The 18,928-nt window shown below is 64.4% G+C and carries 20 protein-coding genes; 6 read left to right on the top strand and 14 right to left on the bottom strand.

What is annotated here, in order from left to right:
* The first annotated feature begins 41 nt into the window (after positions 1-41).
* Genes LCM24_RS02640 through LCM24_RS02630 form a run of 3 tightly spaced genes read left to right on the top strand, consistent with a single transcriptional unit; the run spans position 42 to position 4,020 of the window.
* Positions 42-659, top strand: a complete 618-nt coding sequence (locus LCM24_RS02640) for a polysaccharide biosynthesis/export family protein (protein WP_224802630.1) — start codon at positions 42-44, stop codon at positions 657-659.
* Positions 656-2,866 (top strand): GumC family protein, encoded by a 2,211-nt coding sequence (locus LCM24_RS02635; RefSeq protein WP_224802629.1) that lies wholly within the window; start codon positions 656-658, stop codon positions 2,864-2,866. The genes LCM24_RS02640 and LCM24_RS02635 overlap by 4 nt, the downstream gene beginning before the upstream one ends.
* Positions 2,863-4,020: a tetratricopeptide repeat protein gene (locus LCM24_RS02630; RefSeq protein ID WP_224802628.1), complete on the top strand. Its 1,158-nt coding sequence runs from the start codon at positions 2,863-2,865 to the stop codon at positions 4,018-4,020. Before LCM24_RS02635 ends, LCM24_RS02630 begins: the two co-directional genes overlap by 4 nt.
* On the opposite strand, the gene LCM24_RS02625 is transcribed toward LCM24_RS02630, so the two are convergent.
* The 14 genes from LCM24_RS02625 to tsaD all read right to left on the bottom strand — a co-directional run bounded on the left by LCM24_RS02625 (position 4,002) and on the right by tsaD (position 16,331).
* A complete protein-coding gene (locus LCM24_RS02625) occupies positions 4,002-5,054 on the bottom strand; it encodes a glycosyltransferase (protein WP_224802627.1) in 1,053 nt (350 codons plus the stop codon). The two genes, LCM24_RS02630 and LCM24_RS02625, sit on opposite strands and share 19 nt — an antisense overlap.
* 71 nt (positions 5,055-5,125) lie before the next feature.
* Positions 5,126-6,136 (bottom strand): fumarylacetoacetate hydrolase family protein, encoded by a 1,011-nt coding sequence (locus LCM24_RS02620; RefSeq protein ID WP_224802626.1) that lies wholly within the window; start codon positions 6,134-6,136, stop codon positions 5,126-5,128.
* Positions 6,137-6,140: 4 nt separating this feature from the next.
* Positions 6,141-6,782 carry a maleylacetoacetate isomerase gene (gene maiA / locus LCM24_RS02615; RefSeq protein WP_224803448.1) on the bottom strand — a complete coding sequence of 214 codons (642 nt, stop codon included), beginning with the start codon at positions 6,780-6,782 and terminating at the stop codon, positions 6,141-6,143.
* A gap of 153 nt (positions 6,783-6,935) precedes the next feature.
* On the bottom strand, positions 6,936-8,111 hold the full coding sequence (locus tag LCM24_RS02610; protein WP_160596435.1) for an acyl-CoA dehydrogenase: 1,176 nt from the start codon (positions 8,109-8,111) through the stop codon (positions 6,936-6,938).
* A 69-nt stretch (positions 8,112-8,180) separates the two neighbouring features.
* A complete protein-coding gene (locus LCM24_RS02605; RefSeq protein ID WP_224802625.1) occupies positions 8,181-8,627 on the bottom strand; it encodes a lasso peptide biosynthesis B2 protein in 447 nt (148 codons plus the stop codon).
* Between the two features lie 37 nt (positions 8,628-8,664).
* Positions 8,665-9,051 (bottom strand): four-helix bundle copper-binding protein, encoded by a 387-nt coding sequence (locus LCM24_RS02600; RefSeq protein ID WP_224802624.1) that lies wholly within the window; start codon positions 9,049-9,051, stop codon positions 8,665-8,667.
* Between the two features lie 74 nt (positions 9,052-9,125).
* On the bottom strand, positions 9,126-9,494 hold the full coding sequence (locus LCM24_RS02595; protein WP_224802623.1) for a response regulator: 369 nt from the start codon (positions 9,492-9,494) through the stop codon (positions 9,126-9,128).
* 64 nt (positions 9,495-9,558) lie between these two features.
* Positions 9,559-10,038 carry a hypothetical protein gene (locus tag LCM24_RS02590; RefSeq protein ID WP_224802622.1) on the bottom strand — a complete coding sequence of 160 codons (480 nt, stop codon included), beginning with the start codon at positions 10,036-10,038 and terminating at the stop codon, positions 9,559-9,561.
* On the bottom strand, positions 10,035-10,166 hold the full coding sequence (locus LCM24_RS12995; RefSeq protein ID WP_263617722.1) for a hypothetical protein: 132 nt from the start codon (positions 10,164-10,166) through the stop codon (positions 10,035-10,037). Before LCM24_RS12995 ends, LCM24_RS02590 begins: the two co-directional genes overlap by 4 nt.
* Positions 10,166-10,906 (bottom strand): OmpA family protein, encoded by a 741-nt coding sequence (locus LCM24_RS02585; protein WP_224802621.1) that lies wholly within the window; start codon positions 10,904-10,906, stop codon positions 10,166-10,168. Before LCM24_RS02585 ends, LCM24_RS12995 begins: the two co-directional genes overlap by 1 nt.
* Before the next feature lie 64 nt (positions 10,907-10,970).
* The gene (locus LCM24_RS02580) at positions 10,971-12,617 is read right to left on the bottom strand and encodes a vWA domain-containing protein (RefSeq protein ID WP_224802620.1); all 1,647 of its coding nucleotides are present in this window, start codon (positions 12,615-12,617) and stop codon (positions 10,971-10,973) included.
* A gap of 191 nt (positions 12,618-12,808) precedes the next feature.
* Positions 12,809-14,305 (bottom strand): lipopolysaccharide biosynthesis protein, encoded by a 1,497-nt coding sequence (locus tag LCM24_RS02575; RefSeq protein WP_224802619.1) that lies wholly within the window; start codon positions 14,303-14,305, stop codon positions 12,809-12,811.
* Positions 14,302-15,294 carry an NAD(P)H-dependent glycerol-3-phosphate dehydrogenase gene (locus LCM24_RS02570; protein ID WP_224802618.1) on the bottom strand — a complete coding sequence of 331 codons (993 nt, stop codon included), beginning with the start codon at positions 15,292-15,294 and terminating at the stop codon, positions 14,302-14,304. Before LCM24_RS02570 ends, LCM24_RS02575 begins: the two co-directional genes overlap by 4 nt.
* Entirely contained in the window at positions 15,291-16,331 is a 1,041-nt protein-coding gene (gene tsaD / locus LCM24_RS02565; protein WP_224802617.1) for a tRNA (adenosine(37)-N6)-threonylcarbamoyltransferase complex transferase subunit TsaD, read from the bottom strand. The genes LCM24_RS02570 and tsaD overlap by 4 nt, the downstream gene beginning before the upstream one ends.
* Before the next feature lie 48 nt (positions 16,332-16,379).
* Between tsaD and hemC the strand changes: the two genes are divergently transcribed.
* The 3 genes from hemC to LCM24_RS02550 all read left to right on the top strand — a co-directional run bounded on the left by hemC (position 16,380) and on the right by LCM24_RS02550 (position 18,927).
* Positions 16,380-17,309, top strand: a complete 930-nt coding sequence (gene hemC / locus LCM24_RS02560) for a hydroxymethylbilane synthase (protein ID WP_224802616.1) — start codon at positions 16,380-16,382, stop codon at positions 17,307-17,309.
* Positions 17,306-17,998, top strand: coding sequence for a uroporphyrinogen-III synthase (locus tag LCM24_RS02555; RefSeq protein ID WP_224802615.1), 693 nt, complete (start codon positions 17,306-17,308; stop codon positions 17,996-17,998). Before hemC ends, LCM24_RS02555 begins: the two co-directional genes overlap by 4 nt.
* Positions 17,999-18,093: 95 nt before the next feature.
* Entirely contained in the window at positions 18,094-18,927 is an 834-nt protein-coding gene (locus LCM24_RS02550) for a hypothetical protein (protein WP_318247352.1), read from the top strand.
* Position 18,928 lies beyond the last annotated feature (1 nt).

Genomic DNA, 18,928 nt, shown 5'->3' with positions numbered 1-18,928 from the left:
TGCTCGCCGCGAGTGCTTGCCAGACTCCCTTGGACCCTGTCGTGCCGGACGGTCAGGCGGGGTATGACGCGGTGGTGATCGATCCGCAAACCGCTTTACCGGAACGATATACGCTGGCTCCGGGCGATATCGTGTCGATTTCCGTGTTCGGTGAATCCGACCTGTCTGTCGAGCGCATTGCAGTCGACAATGCCGGTATGCTCACGCTCCCACTGATTGGTGACGTGCAGGCCGTCGGGCGCAGCGCCAGCGAACTCGGTACAGCGATCGAAGCGGCTTACGCGACGAATTACCTGCGCGATCCACGCGTTTCGGTGGCGGTCCTGGAATCGCGCGATCGCACCATCGCGGTAGAGGGCGAGGTCGAACAGCCCGGGGTCTTCTCTTACGCGGAAGGGCAGACCTTGCTGTCCGCCCTCGCTCTGGCGCGCAGCCCCACCGATACTGCCAAACTCGACGAGATCATGATCTTCCGCACGGTCGACGGTGAACGGACCGCCGGACGCTTCGACTTGCGGGCCATCCGCGGCGGCAGGATGCCGGACGTGGCGCTGGTACCTGGCGACGTCGTCGTCGTCGGCTACTCCAGCGTACGCGGGGCCTGGCAGGACGTCCTGCGGGCTGTGCCGGTGTTCGGAATCTTCCGGCCGATCGGATGACAGACCAGGCACTTCCTCCCCTTATCGGCGAACGCGATCGCTATTCCGCGGCCTATGCTGCGGCGGGGGAGAACGCGGTCAGCACTGCGATCCGGAACGTCATCGGTGCGGTGCGCAGGTATTTCTGGATGGCACTGGCCATCGTCGGCGCCGCCGTAGCGCTTGCCGTCATCGTGACCATGCTGGACACGCCGCGCTATTCGGCGGCGGCGAGTTTGCAGATCAATGACCAGAGTGACGAGGTCCTCGGGGCGGATCTCGATCCGCAGATTGCTCCCCCTTCGGATTGGGACATCGACCGTTTCCTCAATACGCAGCTCGACGTGCTGCGCAGCAGGGCGCTTGCCGAACGCGTGGCCGACGCGCTGGACCTTGCCAATGACGAGCGTTTCTTCGCCGCGATGGAGGTGCCGGTGCAGGCGGGCGGCGCGAGCGAGGCGGAAAAGCGAAAGCTCGCCGTGGCGCTTCTCCAGGGCAACAGACAGGTAGAGTTACGCCGCACGACCCGCATCGCGATGGTGGAATTTTCGAGCACCGATCCCGAGGTCACCGCGCGCATAGCCAACGCATTCGCGGAAGAATTCATCCAGCAGAACTTGCAGCGCCGGTTCGACAGCTCCTCCTACGCGCGCAATTTCGTGGCAGAGCAGCTCGACGAGGCGCGCGCCTCGCTCGAAGAGTCGGAAGCCGCATTAAACGATTATGCCCGCCAGACGGGTCTGATCCGCACACGGGATACCCTCGCGACGGGCGGTGCGGACCTGGCGGCCGGGACCGTCACTTCTTCCAGCCTGCTGCAATACAACCAAGCTGCAATCAGGGCTCGCGAAGCGAGGATTGCGGCGGAATCGCGGTGGGATGCGGTACGCAACTCTCCCCTCCTTTCATCGCAAATCGTTCTGGCAAATCCGACGGTCCAGGCCCTGATGACGCGCCGCGCGCAATTGGAGAGCGAACTCGACGCGGCGCGCGATCGTTACCTGCCCGGTCACCCGGCAGCGGCACGCATCGAGGGCGATCTTGCGGCAGTGAATAACCAGCTCAACCGGACTGCGAGCGAGGTAAGGCAATCGGTTCGTGCCGAATATCTCGCCGCGCAGGCTGCCGAGCGGCGACTGGACAGCCAGGTCGATCAAGCGCGCGGAAACACCCTGGCCGAACAGGACCAATCCGTGCGCTACAACGTACTGGCGCGCGAAGCCGATACCGCCCGCTCGATCTACGAAGGACTGTTGCAACGCTATCGGGAGCTGAATGCGTCTGCCGGTATCGCGTCGAGCAACATTACCATTATCGACCGGGCCCAGGTCCCGGACCTTCCTTCTTCGCCAAGCTTGCCGCGCAATCTTGCGATCGGTTTGCTGCTGGGGCTAGCCGCAGCGGGAATCGCGATCTTCCTGCGCGACCAGCTAGACGATGTGATCCACACTCCCGAAGATGTCGAAGACAAGCTCGGACTGTCGCTCCTCGGCGTCGTACCCCGCACCGAGAGCGGCACTCCGCTCGAGGAACTGGCCGAGCCGAAATCCGCGATTTCCGAGGCGTACAACTCGATGCGCGGGGCCTTGCTTTATTCGACGCCGACAGGGCTGCCCAAAGTCATTGTCGTTACCAGCGCCCAGGCAGCGGAAGGCAAGAGCACGACAAGTTTCGCCATTGCCGCCGGCCTTGCCCGGATCGGCATCGCGCCTTTGCTCATCGACGCCGACTTGCGCCGACCCACCCTGCATAAGATTGCCGGCATCAAGAGCGAGCGCGGTCTTACCGATCTGCTGATCTCGCGTAACGAGCCCAGTGATGTGGCAACGCGGGTCACGCTGGGCGAGGCGGAGTTCGATATCCTTCCGGCAGGCCCCCTTCCGCCAAGCCCGACCGAACTGCTTTCCTCGCCACGCATGGCGCAGTTGCTGGAGACATTCAGCCAGCAATACGGCGTCGTGATCGTCGACAGCCCGCCTGTTCTGGGATTGGCCGATGCTCCCATGCTGGCGGCAATCGCGGACGGCACGATATTCGTCGTGGAGGCCGAACGTGGCCGGAGTGGTTCGCTCAAGGCTGCCCTGCGCCGCCTGCGCTCGATGGAGCCTACACTGCTCGGGGCGGCACTCGCCAAGTTCGATCCGGCACGCTCGGGTAACCGCTATTCGGCGTATTACGGCTACGACTATTACGCCTATGCCGACAAGCAGGACGCGGCGTCCGCATGAGCAGCGCGCGGGCCCAATGGCTCGTGACTGTGGCGGGCGCGGTCTTCGCGCTCACCGCGTTCTTCTCCGGCCTTGATCGCGTTACCGCCCACCAGCCGAATGACGAACGGTTGATCCCCTCAGCCTTTCGGGTCGAAGCCGATCGTGTCGCCGCTTCCTTGCATCTTCTCGCTGGCGATACCTCGCAAGCGGATGCGGCCGCGCGCCGGGCGATACTCGCAGACCCGGCCGATGCGCGCGGAGCGGCATTCCTGGGCGCTGCGGCGTATCAGGCGGGCAAACCTGCAAAAGGGGAGAGCGCGATGAAGGTCGCGGCGCGGCTTAGCCCGCGTGAGCCGCTGAGCCGGGCAGCGCTTGCAGCCCATTCCATGGAGCGCGGCAATGTCGATGCCGCCGCGGGGCATTTCGATACACTGTTGCGGGTGCAGCCTGCCGCGAGCGAGCTCGAGGCATTGTTCGCCATGATGGAAGCGAGTGCGGCAGGTCGGGCCGAACTGGCTCGTAGGCTGGACGGCCAAAGCCTGTGGAGTGACGCCTACCTTCGCGCGGAAGGGCAGCAGGCGAGTGTTCTTCGGGAACGCGCGCGCTTCCTCGCTTCGGGGGCGGAAACTATCGGATTGAGCTGTGCGCGGGTCGAGCCGCTGGTTCGCGAACTCGCCAAGCGCAACCTGCGTGCCGATGCGCAGGACCTTTTGGCAGCCTATTGCGTCAATCCGGAAAGCAACCTGCTTCTGATCGATCCCGGATTTGAGCGGCTGGGAGAAGAGGCGCTCTTCGGTTGGCGCCGCCACCGCTCGGGAGACGTCCGGATCTCGACAATCGGCGAGGAAGATCGCCATGTCGAACTGAGCAACCGGACGAGCGTCACCCGCCTCGTCCTGTCGCAACCGGTCGCGCTTGAAGCGGGCGAATATCGCGCGTTTGCGAGTGTTTCGGGGGAAAATGGCGATGCGCTGCTGGTCTCGCTCGATTGCGGGGCTCCATCGCGGCCCGGGCAGGCAGGTGGCTCGCTCGGACGAGGGCAATTGCTTCAAGCACCGGACTGCGAGGACCAGGTTTTCGGTATCTGGTTAAGGCCGGGAAAGGGGGCGGTTTCTCTCGATAATGTGCGTCTCGAACCGGTCGGGCGCGCGGATCATAGCAATCGACCGTAACTGAGCTCCCAATGCTTCGCGATCGTCTCTTGGGAGAATGGTCCGCTAGCCAGGGAGAGAGCCGAATTGCGCATTTCCTTCCACTCGCTGTCGGTTCTCGCAAACGCTTCCACCAAGGCAGCGCCGATAGCGTCACTCGACGTCCCGCACCGTATCGCTGCCCCTGAAGCAAAGCCTTCGGGCAGGTTGCAGGCGTTGCCCATGATCGACGGAACGCCGGCGGCCCAGCCTTCGAGGATCGCCATGGGCAAGCCTTCGCTATGCGACGGCAGGACCATGAAGCGCGCAAGGTCCAACAAGGCCGCCTTTTGCGAACCGAATGCGGTCCCGACGAACTCGACATCTGCTCCCGCAGAACCAGCAAGAGCGCTTTCGAGGGCAGCTATGCCATCGTCATCTCCCCAGCCCGCGATGACGAGGGCGGAATCGGCGGGAAGATCGCCGCGTACTCGCGTCCAGGCTGCGAGCAGCGCGCCAAGGTTCTTCTTCTCGTGTATCCTGCCGAGATAAAGTGCCACCGGCCCACGCGGTCGGGGTGGGTCAATGGCCACCGCTGGCGCGGCGTTGGGTATTACGATCGTCGATGCTGTCGGTATTTCCCGCTCGATATCGGCTGCTTCCGCCTCGGTCAGGGCGTGGAGCAGGGACGCTTGCGACCAGGCTGCGCGCTCCCAAAGCAGACGTGCGGCTTGCTTCTTCCATGCCTTGCGGTTCGTGATCCACGGATCGAGCATACCGTGAGGACTGATGACCATCGGTTTGCCAGTCGATCTAGCCCATGAGCCCGCGGCGCGAACCGGATATTGCCAAATCCCGTGCAGGTGGAGCAGGTCCAGGCTTGCCGCCTCGAGCAGGCGCGGCAGATCGGGGCCGTAGGCAAGGGCGACCGGACCACGCTGCCTTGCAAGATGGAGCTCGGCCCCCTCCAGCCGCCAGCTGTCCTGTGACGCGGCACCATCCTCCACACCCAGCACAACAGGCGTAGCGCCAAGGCGACGCAGGATCTGGACCTGCGCCACGACAGATTCGAACACGCCGCCATTGCGGCGCGATACCCACGAGCTCAGCAGGCCGATCCGCTTACCCGCGAGGGGGGAGGGATCGCTCAGGCCTCGACGACCTTCTGTTCGATAGCGCCGAAGATCGAGTGGCCTTCCGCGTCTTTCATTTCCACGCGAACCGTATCGCCAGGCGCCATGAAGCGCGTCTTGGCTTCGCCGTCGGCAATCGTCTCGATCATGCGGATTTCCGCGATGCAGCTATAGCCGAGGCCGCCTTCGGCAACCGGCTTGCCCGGATCGCCATCGGGGCCCTGGTTGGAAACCGTGCCCGAGCCGATGATCGTGCCCGCCCCAAGCTCGCGCGTCTTGGCGGCATGGGCGACGAGGTCGGCGAGGCTGAAGGTCGCATCCACGCCCGCATTGGCGCGGCCGAAGGGCTCTCCGTTATAGTCGACCATCAGCGGCAGGTGGATGACGCTGCCCTTCCACGCATCGCCAAGCTCATCAGGCGTCACCGCGACAGGGCTGAAGGCGCTGGCAGGCTTGGACTGGAAGAAGCCGAAGCCTTTCGCCAGTTCGCCCGGGATCAGGCCGCGAAGCGAGACGTCGTTCACCAGCATGACCAGCTTGATGTGGTCCGCCGCCTCTTCGCTCGACACGCCCATCGGCACGTCGTCGGTGATGACCGCGATTTCGCCTTCCATGTCGCAGCCCCACTTGGTGTCCTTGAGCGGGATATCGTCGCGCGGGGCGAGGAACTTGTCGCTGCCGCCCTGGTACATCAGCGGATCGTGGTAGAAGCTCTCCGGCACTTCAGCACCGCGTGCCTTACGCACCAGTTCGACGTGGTTGATATAGGCCGAGCCGTCGGCCCATTGGTAGGCACGGGGCAGGGGCGAATGCGCCTCGCGCTCGTGGAAGCGTTCGCACGGCACGGTCTGGTGCTCGACATCGGTGTAGAGCGCGTTGAGCTTCGGCGCGACCTCGTTCCAATTGTCGAGCGCGGCCTGCATTGTGGGCGCGATGTTGTCGGCCGCGCAGTAGCGGGTGAGGTCTTTCGACACGACCACCAGCTTGCCGTCGCGGGTTCCGTCCTTGAGTGTGGCGAGCTTCATGGGGTCAATTCCTCTCTGGATTGTCTATCTGGTTGTCCGGATGGGCGCGCTTGAACGCGGGCAAGGCCAGGCAGGCCTGTTCGATCCGGGTAATGCGGGGCTTGTCGCTGAAATCGAAGCCGAACCGCTGCGCGTTGTAGACCTGCGGCAGCAGGCAGACTTCGAAGAAGCCGGGTCTGTCGAACAGGAAGTCGCCCGTGTCCAACTGCGCCAGCCGCGCTTCGAGCGGGTCGAGCGTGCGCGCGAGCCAGTGGCGATACCAAACGCCGATCTCGTCCTGCGACTTGCCGTATTCATTGGCGAGGTATTTGAGCACCGGCAGGTTCAGCGGCGCATGCAACTCTGTCGCGATGGCATAGGCAAGTTCGCGTGCGACATAGCGGTCTTCGATATCGGAAGGCAGCAGGGGCTTTTCGGGATAAGCTTCGTCGAGCCATTCCAGCTGAGCCATCGATTGGACACGGTCCTTGCCGTCGGCCTCCAGCAGCGGCACCGAACCGAAGGGATTGCGGCTGGTGAAAGCTTCGCCCTTCTGTTCCGAGGTGAGCAGGTTCACCGGGACATATTCGTATTCCAGCCCCTTCAGCTCCAGCGCGATGCGCAGGCGGTAGCTGGTCGAGGAGCGGTAGTAACCGTGCAGCTTCATCATGCGGCGCCTCCTACAGAGTGGAACATGTGGAACACGGTCCAGGCGAAATAAACGCCGGACCCGCCAACCCCGTCAAAACCGGGGCACAGGACGGGTTCGGAGCAGTTCATGAGCGCCTGATGCCCGTGTTCCGGCAAGTAGGAAAGCACATCAGAAAGCGGCGATCCCCGTGATCGCACGGCCAAGGATCAGCGCATGGACGTCATGCGTGCCTTCGTAGGTGTTGACGGTTTCCAGGTTCACCATGTGGCGGATGACCTGGTATTCTTCCGAAATGCCGTTGCCGCCGTGCATGTCGCGCGACTTACGGGCGATATCGAGCGCCTTGCCGACATTGTTGCGCTTCACGATGGAGATCATATCGGGGGCGAACTTGCCTTCGTCCATCAGGCGACCGACGCGCAGGGATCCCTGCAGGCCGAGCGCAATCTCGCTCATCATGTCGGCGAGCTTCAATTGGTAAAGCTGCTTGGAGGCAAGCGGAACGCCGAATTGCTGGCGGTCGAGACCGTACTGGCGCGCGGCGTGAAGGCAGAATTCCGCCGCGCCCATCGCGCCCCAGCTGATGCCGTAACGTGCCCGGTTGAGGCAGCCGAAGGGACCCTTGAGGCCCTGCACTTCGGGCAGCAACGCATCGGCGCCGACCTTCACCTCGTCCATGACGATCATGCCGGTGGTCGATGCACGCAGCGACAGCTTGCCTTCGATCTTGGGAGCGGAAAGACCTTCCATGCCCTTTTCCAGGACAAAGCCGCGGATGCCGCCGCCATGCGCCTCGCTCTTCGCCCAGACGACGAAGACGTCGGCGAAGGGAGCGTTGGAAATCCAGGTCTTGGAACCGGAAATCTTGTAGCCGTCACCATCCTTCTTCGCGACGGTCTTCATGCCGCCCGGATCGGAGCCCGCGTCGGGTTCGGTGAGGCCGAAGCAGCCGATCAATTCGCCGCTGGCGAGGCCGGGCAGGTACTTCTTCTTCTGCTCTTCCGAACCATAGGCATGGATCGGGTACATCACGAGGCTGGACTGGACCGACGCCATGGAGCGATAGCCGCTGTCGACGCGTTCGATCTCGCGGGCGATCAGGCCGTAGGCGACATAGCTCGCACCGGCGCCGCCATATTCTTCGGGCACGGTAGCGCCGAGCAGACCGGCCTGTCCCATTAGCGGGAAGAGTTCGGGCGCGTCGAGTTCTTCGCGATATGCGTCGGTGACGCGCGGCTGCAGCTCGCTTTGCGCGAAACCGTGCGCGGCGTCGCGGATCATCCGCTCTTCCTCGGTCAGCTGGTCTTCGAGATTGAAGGGATCGTCCCAGGCGAAAGGCACCATGCCGGCCATATAGTCTCCTCTGTTACGTGATTGCCGATGGCACCATGCGCTGTGCGGCGCAAGGGGGAGTCAGGCGACTTCTGCGCCGTGACCGGTGAACAGGGCATATTCGGTTTCGTCGCACAGGCCCGTCACCCATTCATCGCCGACTTTCAGCCAGGCGTGGAAGCGGTTTTCTTGGGCGCCATCCAGCCGGGTTCCGATGAAGAGGTCGGCTTCGATACCGCGACGCTGCAACATGCTGCGTGCGGCAAGCGCCTGGGGCAGGCAGTTGGGTGAACCTGGCACGTTGCGAAGCGCCCTTGCGATGGCAAAGCGCGTGCGTCTCGTGACTTCAAGCTCGGCTCCTTGCGGCGTGCCGGTGCGCGATGCGCCCACCGATGCGAAGCGTTCATGCCACCGCCCCGAAGCCACGCCTGCCACCATTGCCTTGGCATAAAGCAGCGCGGCCATGGCCTCGAACGTGGCGAGGCGATCGGCGCTGTCGAGCGCGAGAAAGGTGCGCAGCTTCGGCATCACCGCGCCAGATTACCACGTTTTCGGGCGGAAAGCCTCAATTTACGTGGGGCAGCGCCTTGCGGCAGTCTTCGGCACACTCGCGGCACATCTTGGCGCAGAGCTGGCAATGCGGATTGTCATGCTGCGAACATTCTTCGGCGCAGGTCTCGCAGGCCTTGATGCAAGCCTCCATCTGGGCGCGAAGGACATCGATATTCTGGGCGGTGCGGCGGACGGCGAGGCGGGCGGTGGAGGCGCATACATCGGCGCAGTCGAGGCAGTTCCGGATGCACTGCGCCATATCCATGTCCTCTGCCACACAGGCATCGGCGCAAGAGGTACAGAAGAGCGAGCACAGCATGGCATGGCGTGCAGCGAGGACGAGTTCCTCGGTCTCGTTTTCGACTTGCGGATGTGCTGCGATCATTGACGGAAGCGACATTGCGATCTCCTTGAATTGCCTTGGGTTTCAATCAAGGCAATGGAGCGCCAGCCGCTTCGTTCCGTCGGACAGGATCAGTGGTGCGCGGCGGCCTGCTGAACCGAGTGGATCACCTCTGCCGGCGGACAGGGCTTGGACAGGGCGGTGGCGTTGGGAAAGCGTTCGATAACCTGGGCCGGCGTGATCTGACCGGAATGGAAGATGACCTGCACGTCCTCTGCCATCATCTGTTCGGCCAGCGGATAGACGATGCCGTCACCCAGCTGCACATCGAGGATCGCGATATCGGGCTTGTTCTTCTGATAGGCGAGCATGGCGGAAGAGAGGTCGTCGTAGGGACCCTCCACCAGATATCCTGCTTCCGAAACGGTGTCGCATAGGTCGTAGCCGACGATCAGTTCGTCCTCGGCAACGAGTATGCGCAGTGGTTGCCGCTGTCCCATCCTGCTCTCCTCACGTACGCTGACCCAATGGACTCAACGCACGCAGGAGAAAAGGTTCCCGAGCTCAGACGGTGGAGCCGTACTTCTGCTTGAACGCCTCGGTATCGCCGCCGGCCAGAAGCGCTGCCTGGCCGACCCAGTCGTCGCGGCGGATACGGCCCTGGAAGCGTCCGAGCTGTGCATCGACACGCTCGATTTCGGCATCGTCCCATGCCGCGATCTGGTCGAACCGCGTAACGCCGAGTTCGCCAAGCGTAGCGGCAAGCTTGGGCCCCACGCCCTTGATGCGGGTCAGGTCATCGCCGCCGGTGCCCTTGGCGACGGAAGGCGTGGTCGGCACGGCGGGATCCTTTGCCGCGGCAGGCGCGCTGTCGATCAGCGCGGCGTTGCGATGGGCCTTGTCTGCACCCTCGTCGAGCACGTCGCTCTTCGCGCCGGTCACGCGAGTGCGCCGGGTGGAGCGGAAGAGATAGAAGGCAACGACGATACCGATCAGCAGGGCGACCAGTATCAGCGGCCATTGTTCGGCGACCAATTCGCTCATGACGTTTCCTCTTGGCTTTGTTCAGTGGGGGAGGGATCGGGCGCGCGGCCCCAGATCACCCATCCGATGGCAAGGCCGAGCCCGTAGGCGGCCAGCATCAGGGAAGTTGTTTCCAGCCAGATCGGCATCAGCGTGGTCCCGGCGTGTCGACAGGGGTGGGGGTCACCGGCTCGATCCGGATGACGGAAAATTCGATGCGGCGATTGGCGGGATCGTCCGCTTCCAGGCCTTCGACAGGTTCGGCGGATCCGACCCCGCGCGCGCGCAACCCGTCGCGTGGTATCCCGCGGCGCACGAGGGCTTCCCGCACTGCACGGGCACGGTCCTGGCTGAGCGCGAGGTTTGTTTCTTCGCTGCCGCTGCGGTCGGTGTGGCCGATGATCGCGATAATCGAGCCAAGGCACGGGCGCAGTGCGTCGGCCACTTCGCCGATCAGGATATTGCTGGTGTCGAGCAGTGCGGCGCTGCCTTCCTCGAACCGGATGGAACGCGTGCGCAGCAGGGTTTCGACATCGTCCTGGCAATGGAGCGGCTCGAAATCGATGTCTCCCGCCGAGGCATTGGCCCAGCCGTCTTCCCAGCTGATACCGCCGACGCCCGGCAGTCCGGCCACCAGCTTGGCGGCGCGATCCCGCATTCCCTCATCGAGGTTCTCGCCGCCCGAAAGCATGGGGTGGCGGATCGGAGCGCCTTGCTTCGTTTCGAAGCGCGCGGTGACCGGTTCATAACCCGCTTCGGCGATCGCGGTTTTCGCCCGCTCGTCGAGGCGCTGCGCCAGTGCTTCTGCGCCGGGCTGGCTACCGACATAGCCGAGCGCCACAACGAGGGCGGCACCGAGGGAGATGGCAAGGGCGGGGCGGGCGTTCATGACTTCCGCCTTCTAGCCGCGCGCCGCAGGGGTGCAAGGCCCACGGCGCGCGCTATGCGCAGACTTACATCTGCGCTTCGGCCGTGCGGGCGAGTTCGACGAATTCCTGCCGCCAGAAATCGCGCTGGCGCCCGGCAAGGCGGACCACATCGTCCCAGGAATAGTCGGCGAGAAGCTCGTCGCCGCGCAGTTTCTGGCCATAGGCAGCCACGGCTGCGGCAAAGGCAAAGTCACCTTGCGGCAGGCGCTGTGTGGCCAGTCGCTCGGCAGGCAGGCGATATTGCAGCAGTTTCGATTTGGACCCGCCGGGAAGCTTGTAGCGCAGCTGGACGAAGGCGGCCTCGTTCGCATCGCCCGCCTTGGCCTTGCCGCGATTGCCTGCATAGCGGCGCTCCCCGATCCAGCCCTTCGCGCCCGTCGGGATGACCTCGTAAAGGGCCGTCACCTGGTGACCGGCGCCGATATCACCGGCATCGACCCGATCGTTTGCGAAATCCTCTTCCCGGAGCGCGCGGTTTTCATATCCGATCAGGCGGTATTGGCTGACCACGGCGGGATTGAATTCGACCTGGATCTTCACATCCTTGGCAATGGTGAAAAGCGTCGAGCTCATCTCGTCGCGCAGCACCTTCTTCGCTTCGAGGGCGCTGTCGATATAGGCGTAATTGCCGTTACCGTGATTGGCGATCTGTTCCATCATGGCTTCGTTGTAATTGCCGGTCCCGAAGCCGAGCGTGGTCAGCGTGATGCCGCTGTCGCGTTTTTTCTCGATCTTGTCGATCAGGGCATCGGTGTCCGACATGCCGACGTTGAAATCGCCGTCGGTGGCGAGGATCACGCGGTTGACGCCGCCCTCGATGAAGCCCTGCTCCGCCATGGAATAGGCGAGGTCCAGTCCGGCCGCGCCAGCGGTCGAGCCGCCTGCGCCCAGCCGGGCTAGCGCCGCACGAACCTTGGCAGGATTGCTGGTCGGCTCCAGCACTACGCCGGTGGAGCCGGCGTAAACGACGATGGAAACCTTGTCGTCACGGCTCATTTCCGAAGCGAGGCCGGACAGTGCACGCTTGACCAGCGGCAGCTTGTCCGGGCTGTCCATCGAACCCGATACATCGACAAGGAACACGAGGTTCGCAGCCGGGCGTTCGCTGCGCGGCAGGTCGTATCCGCGCAGGCCCACGCGGATAAGCTTGGCCTCCTCGTTCCAGGGGCTCGCCGCCGTGCTCAGCGTGACCGAGAACGGCTTGCTGCGATCTGCGGGCGCAGCATAGTCATAGCGGAAGTAGTTAATCATCTCCTCGGTCCGCACGGCATCCTGCGGAGGCAGCTGGCCCATCGTCAGGAACCGGCGCGCATTGGCATATGCACCGGTGTCGACATCGACCGAGAAGGTCGAAACCGGCTCGCTGGCGGTGACCCTGATCGGCGAGATTTCCTCTCCCGCATAACGTTCGCGGTCTTCCGGCGGGATCATCATGTCGTGATCGCCGATCCAGGGTGCGGCTACCGAAACCGGTGGGGGAGGGGCCATGGCCATCTCCGCGCTTTCGTACATCACCGAAGCATCGGCGGATTCCTCGATATCGACGGTCGTCAGGCGTTCGTGCTGTTCGCTGCCATCCTTGACGCCTTCGCATCCGGCGAGGGCCAGCATCAGGGCGGCAGTCGAAACGAAGGCAAACGAGCCTCCGGCCATGCGTGTTGTGTTGTCCATTTTCTTCCTCTCCACGATTCGCTCTCCCAGTGTGATGTTATTATATAAAATAAGGCAGCAACAAGGCAAGAATGTGGCAGAAATGGGGCAGGAGTCAATCCGGGTGTGCGTCGAGGGCAGGGCAAAGCGCCCTTTGCGAGCTCTAATTTACTGATTTTACTAAGGTTTCGAGAAATGAGGCAGGGTGGGCCCTATTCGGGCGTTTCTGCCTTATTTCGCTTGAACAGGACCCGATCTTCGGGCCCGAAGCCGCGTTTCCAGATCACAAAACCATAAGTGAGCAGGATCGCCGGCACGCCAAAGGCGAGTTCTGCCCACTCGGGAAGCTGTGTCGCCAGCCAGCCGACGAGCACCGCCGGGGCGACCGCGTAGAGCAGTGCCCAGCGCCAATTGTTGATCGGGTGGCCGAGAATGCGGGTCAGCAGCAGCGCCTTCACCAGGCTAGCGGCACCGAGCGCGATCATCAGGGCGAGCGCAGCTGCGGCGGCCTTGAAGGGTTCGCCATAGCCGAGCCGTTCGACCAGCATGATCAGCGTAATGGTCAGCGCCGCCTGGAATGCGATGGTCCCGACCGAGATAGCGAGGTTGCGACCGCGAGCGACGTAGATCAGCACGGCCTCGGACACGACCGCCGTCGCTGCCACCACTTCTGCAGCGAGCAGGAAGGCAAGCGCACCCGTCCCGCCGACGAATTCGGGTCCGACAAGGCCCATCACCGCTTCGCCGGGTACGCCCAGCGCCAGCGCGATTCCGGCCTGCGCGGCGATGATCCAGAAGCCGACCTGGCAGACCTGCTTGGCAATGGCCGCATAGTTCTTGGTCTTCAGGTTCTTGGTGATCACCGGCCCCAGGATCGGCTCGAAACTGGTCTTGAGCTTTTGCGGCAGGCTCGCGACTTGCTGGGCGATATAATAGACGCCGACCGCGGCAGGGGCGGCAAACAGGCCGAGGATGAAGATATCGAGGCGGCGCGTTCCCCACTCGATGGCATCGGCCGTCGCCAGGGGAAGCGCCCGGGCCGTCACCTTGCGCATATATCCCAGTTCCGGACGCCAGTGTTTCGGCGGCCCGTAGCTGCGGAAGAAAGCGTAGAGGCCGGTGAACAGGCCCGCGTAGATCGAGACCAGATAGGCGAGCGAGAGGCCGGAATCCGACAAGGCGGGCACGAAATAGAAGACACCCGCCATGATCGAGATAGTCCATGGCTCGACCACGGCCCGGGCGCGCACGGTGGTCGCGATATCGTATTTGTACGCCTGCGCCGCCAGGACGATCTCCGTCAGGGCATAACCGGGAATGGCCAGCACGATCAGCCGGTCGAGTTGGGTGAATTCTCCGCTCGGGAACAGCGGGGCTGGCACCAGCCAGAAGAACGCGGCTGCCAGCGCAGAAAAGACGATTGCCAGCAACATACCGTCGTAGACCAGGTTTGCAGGATGCGTCCCCTCCTCTCCATCGGCCAGTCGCTGTGCGAGACCGCGCTTTTCACCCATCGAACACATCAGTGCGACGAGTTCGACCACGACGAGCGCCGATGCAAAGCGGCCCAGCGCCTCGGGGCCGTAGAGGCGACCGGCGATGAACAGGAACGGCAGGCGCGCCAGCAGGCGCAGCAGGAAGCCGATGAAATTCTGCCTTCCGCCCTTGGCGATGGCGGTCAGGTCTTCGTCATTTCCAGCGGCAGTCATCCCGCGTCGCCCTGTTCGGCCTTGAGCGGGCGGGCGAGGATACCTTCGACGACCGACTTGGGCTCGTCGCCCTTGAGGAGGTCGTAGACGGCCGTCACGATCGGCATGGCGACACCCTGGCGCGCGGCAAGTTCTACGAGCACGGGCGCGGTGTGCGCGCCTTCTGCCACGGTGCGCCGGTCGCTCATCAGCGTGTCGGCGCTTTCCCCTTCGCCCAGCGCTTTGCCGAGCGAGAAATTGCGGCTGGAGGTGGAAGAGCAGGTAAGCACGAGATCGCCGAGCCCGCACAATCCGGCCAGCGTTTCGGCCCGTGCGCCCAGCGCCTCCCCGAAGCGCAGCATTTCGGCATAGCCGCGGGCAATCAAAGCCGCGCGTGCGTTCTGGCCAAGGCCGAGGCCGTCCACCACGCCGCAGGCGATCGCCAGCACGTTTTTCACCGCGCCGCCGATCTCGGCGCCCACGACATCGTCGGAATAATAGGGCCGGAAGGCTGGCCGCGCGATCAGCGGGGACAGGCGGTCCCACTGCTCTGCACCGCCGCCGCACGCGAGCGTCACGGCCGTGGGCAGGCCGGCAGCGACCTCATGCGCGAAAGTCGGTCCGGAAAGGACTGCGATGGCGCTGCCCGGCGCGGCGTCCTTGGCCACGTGGTTCATCAACCTGCCGCTGCCAGCCTCGATCCCCTTTGAGCAAAGGACAAGGTCGGCAGGATGCGAGGGCATAGCCGCAAGGACCGACCCCATGTGCTGGGCCGGCGTCACCACGAGCAGCGCATCGAGAGCCGCCATTTCGGCAAGATCGCTGGTGGCGGTGATCCGCTCGCTCAGGCTGGCGCTGGGCAGGTAGATCGAATTGGTGTGCGCAGAATTGATTTCGTCGACCAGTTCTTCCTCGCGCGCCCAGATTTTCACTGCACGGCCATCGCTCGCCAGCATCTGTGCCAGTGCCGTGCCCCAGGCACCGGCTCCGAGAACCCCTACGCTGCTCATGCCTTCACCCCTGCACCGCGCACTGGCTCGGCCTGCGGATCGAGCGGCCAGCGGGGCCGCGCCGCGATGTCGAGCGGGTCGGGCTGGAAGTCATGCATGGCGAGCCTTTCGACACCGGCCCAGGCGATCATCGCGGCATTATCGGTGCACAGCTTGGGCGGCGGAGCCGTGAAGCGCATCGAATGGCGCTCGGCCAACTCCTCCAGCGCCACGCGCACCGTGGCATTGGCGGCTACGCCTCCAGCAACGACCAGCGTGTCGCTGCGGCCCATCGCCTGCAATGCGATGGATAGCCGGTCGATCACGCAGTCGACGGCAGCCTTCTGGAAGCTGGCGGCGATGTCGGCTGCGGCATATTTGCCCGACTGGTGGGCGCGCATGACCGCGCTCTTTAGCCCGGCAAAAGAGAAATGCGGCTCGCCGCTGCCGACCATGGGGCGGGGTAGGGGGACGGCGTTCTCATCGCCCTCTTTCGCGAGCCGTTCGACCGCGGGGCCGCCCGGAAAGCCGAGGCCCAGGATCTTTGCGGTCTTGTCGAAAGCTTCGCCCAGGGCATCGTCGATGGTGGTCGCAAAGCGGCGGTATTCGCCGACCCCGTCGACGCGCAGGATTTGGCAATGGCCGCCGGAAACGAGCAGCAGCGCGTAGGGAAATGCCAGCTCTGCGTCGGCAAGGCGCGGGCTCAGCGCGTGACCTTCCAAATGGTTGATCGCGATCAGCGGCGTGTCGCTCGCCATGGCAAGCGCCTTGGCACTCACGAGGCCGACCATCACCCCGCCGATCAGGCCGGGGCCCGCCGTGGCGGCAATTGCATCGCAATCGGCCAGCGTTACGCCTGCATCTGCAAGTACGCCTTCGATCATGGGGGCCAGCCGTTCGGCATGGGCGCGCGCGGCGATTTCCGGCACCACGCCGCCGAAGGGCGCGTGTTCCTCGTCCTGCGAGGCGATCCGCTGGGCGATAATGCGCCGTCCGCCATCGACCAGCGCGGCTGCGGTTTCGTCGCAGGAACTTTCGATGCCGAGAACGAGCGTCATAACTTCGCTTTCCCTTAGCGGTCTCGCTCGCTAGGGCAAGCCGCCGATATGCCAGACACGCCCATCCTTCGCCTTGGAACCCGCCGTTCGCCGCTTGCCATGGCGCAGGCAGAAGAAGCCCGCGCCCGCCTTTGCGCCGCCCATGGCTGGGACGTTGGCGCGGTCGAACTGGTCCCCGTGATCGCCAGCGGCGACAAGATACAAGACCGCCCGCTCGCGGAAATCGGCGGCAAGGCCCTGTGGACGCGCGAACTCGACCTGTGGCTCGCCGAAGGGCGCATCGATGCAGCGGTACACTCGATGAAGGATGTTGAGACCATCCGTCCCGACGAGATCGCCATCGGCGCGATCCTGCCGCGCGCGGACAAAGCCGATGTCCTGCTGGGCGCCGCGTCCCTCGCGGATATACCGGAAGGCGCGAAAGTCGGCACCAGTGCGCCGCGCCGCGCCGCCCAATTGCTTCACGTGCGGGCCGACCTCCAGGTGGTGGGCATCCGCGGCAATGTGGCGACGCGCATGGCCAAGCTCGAAGCGGGCGAGGCGGATGCGACTTTCCTCGCGGCGGCAGGCCTTTCCCGGCTCGGCGAAGACAATGTCGGCACGAGGCTCGACCCCGAAGTCTGGCTTCCTGCACCGGCACAGGCTGCAATCGGTATCGAATGCAGGACCAGCGACGAGCGGACGCGCGAAGTCTTGGCGCAGGTAAACCACGCAGAAAGCCGTGACGAGGTGCTCGCAGAACGCGCATTGCTCCAGGGCCTCGGCGGCACGTGCCACAGCCCGATTGCCGTCCTGACCACCCGCGCAGACGACCGCCTCACCATGCGCGCAGCGATCTTCAGCCCGGACGGCAGCCAGCGCGTGGAAGGCACGGCCAGTTTCGCTTGCGACGACCTTGCGGCACCGGGCGAACTGGCGCGCACGCTGCTGGACGATGCACCGCTGGAAGTTGCGGCCAATTTCGGACACATGGAATGACCTGCCGGGTCTTCGTCTTTCGTCCCGAGCCGGGCCTATCGGTTACGCTGGAAACGGCGAAGGCGCTTGGGCTGGACGTGAAGGGCTGTCCGCTCTTCAAAGTGAAACCGGTGGAATGGGGTACGCCCAAGGCGGATGACTATGACGGGTTGCTCGTCGGCAGTTCGAATGTCTTCCGGCACGGCGGCACGCATCTCACGCGGCTGACTTCCCTGCCGGTTTACGCAGTTGGCGAAGCCACTGCCGAAGGCGCACGGGAAAAGGGCTACATGGTAGCGCGCACTGGCTCCGGCGGCTTGCAGGCCTTGCTCGACACAATGAAGCCGGGCGAGCGCCACATGCTGCGTCTTGCGGGCGAAGCGCATGTCGAGTTGCAGGGTCCCGAGGGAATGACGCTGGATACGCGCATCGTCTATCGCACGCAGCCGCTCGATGTCTCCGCCGAGATCGCCGACCTGATGCGGGTGGGCGGCGTGGTCCTGCTCCATTCCGGCGAAGCTGCCAAGCGGCTTTTCGAAGAGTGCCAACGCCTTGAAATCGACCGCTCGAACCTCGTTCTCGCCGTATTGGGACCGAGGATTGCGGACCTTGCAGGCGACGGCTGGAAATCCATCCACATCGCAAACCAGCCACGCGATGCGGAGCTACTGGCCTTGGCCGAGCAATTGTGTCAGACCATATCCAATTGATATGGCGCCCCGTATGAGAGGCGCCCGGGGTCGCGGATTGGAGTAAGATGGACGAGTTTTCGAGCACTCGGCGTGCGCGTGGTGGAATGCGCCCGATGTTGCTTGCCGTTGGCGGCGCTTTCGCCCTTGGCGCAGGTGTTGCGGGCTACATCGCATGGCGCATGGATTCCGCGCCGGAAACCACCGAAGAACCAGCGCAAATCGCGGACAATACACCGGCCGATGGCGCCGAACCTTCGCCCACACCCAGCGCCAGCGAAAGCGCGGCTGCTGCAGAGGCAGTGGAGCGGGTGGCCGAACAGCAGGGCGGTATCGACCAGCGCCTGGCGGCCGCCGAACAGCGCCTGTCGCGCCTCGACCTTCAGGCGCAGGCAGCCGCCGGTAACGTGGCGCGCGCGGAAGGCCTGCTGATTGCTTTCGCTACCCGCCGTGCGGTCGATAAGGGCGCCGAACTCGGCTATCTCGCCGACCAGCTCCGGCTGCGCTTCGGCGACGCGCTGCCCAATGCCGTGAACACCATCCTGACCTTTTCGCGCGAACCGGTCACGCTCGACCAGCTGATCTTCCGCCTCGAAGGCCTCGCGCCCAGCCTGCAATCGGGCGAGGGCAAGCCGAGCCTCGAACGCTTCGCTGACGAATTGGGCTCGCTCTTCACCATCCGCCGCGAAAGTGCCCCGTCTCCGCAGCCCCAGCAAAGGCTGGAGCGTGCACGCCTGTTCCTGGAAAGCGGCCGTCCGGACTCGGCCGTTGCGGAAGTGCGCAACCTGCCCGGTGCGGTGAATGCCGAAGGCTGGCTGCGCGATGCCGAACGCTATGCTTCGGCCCAGCGCGCACTCGATCTCATCGAAACGGCAGCGGTGCTGGAACCGCGCCGCCTGCGCGATGGTGCGGGTAACCGGATCGAACAGCCGAGCCCGGTCGAAGAGTAGC

Source organism: Qipengyuania aquimaris (genome assembly GCF_020171965.1).
Lineage (GTDB): Bacteria > Pseudomonadota > Alphaproteobacteria > Sphingomonadales > Sphingomonadaceae > Qipengyuania > Qipengyuania aquimaris_A.
Note: the sequence above shows the minus strand (reverse complement) of the source record. Positions and strands in the feature narration are given on the sequence as shown.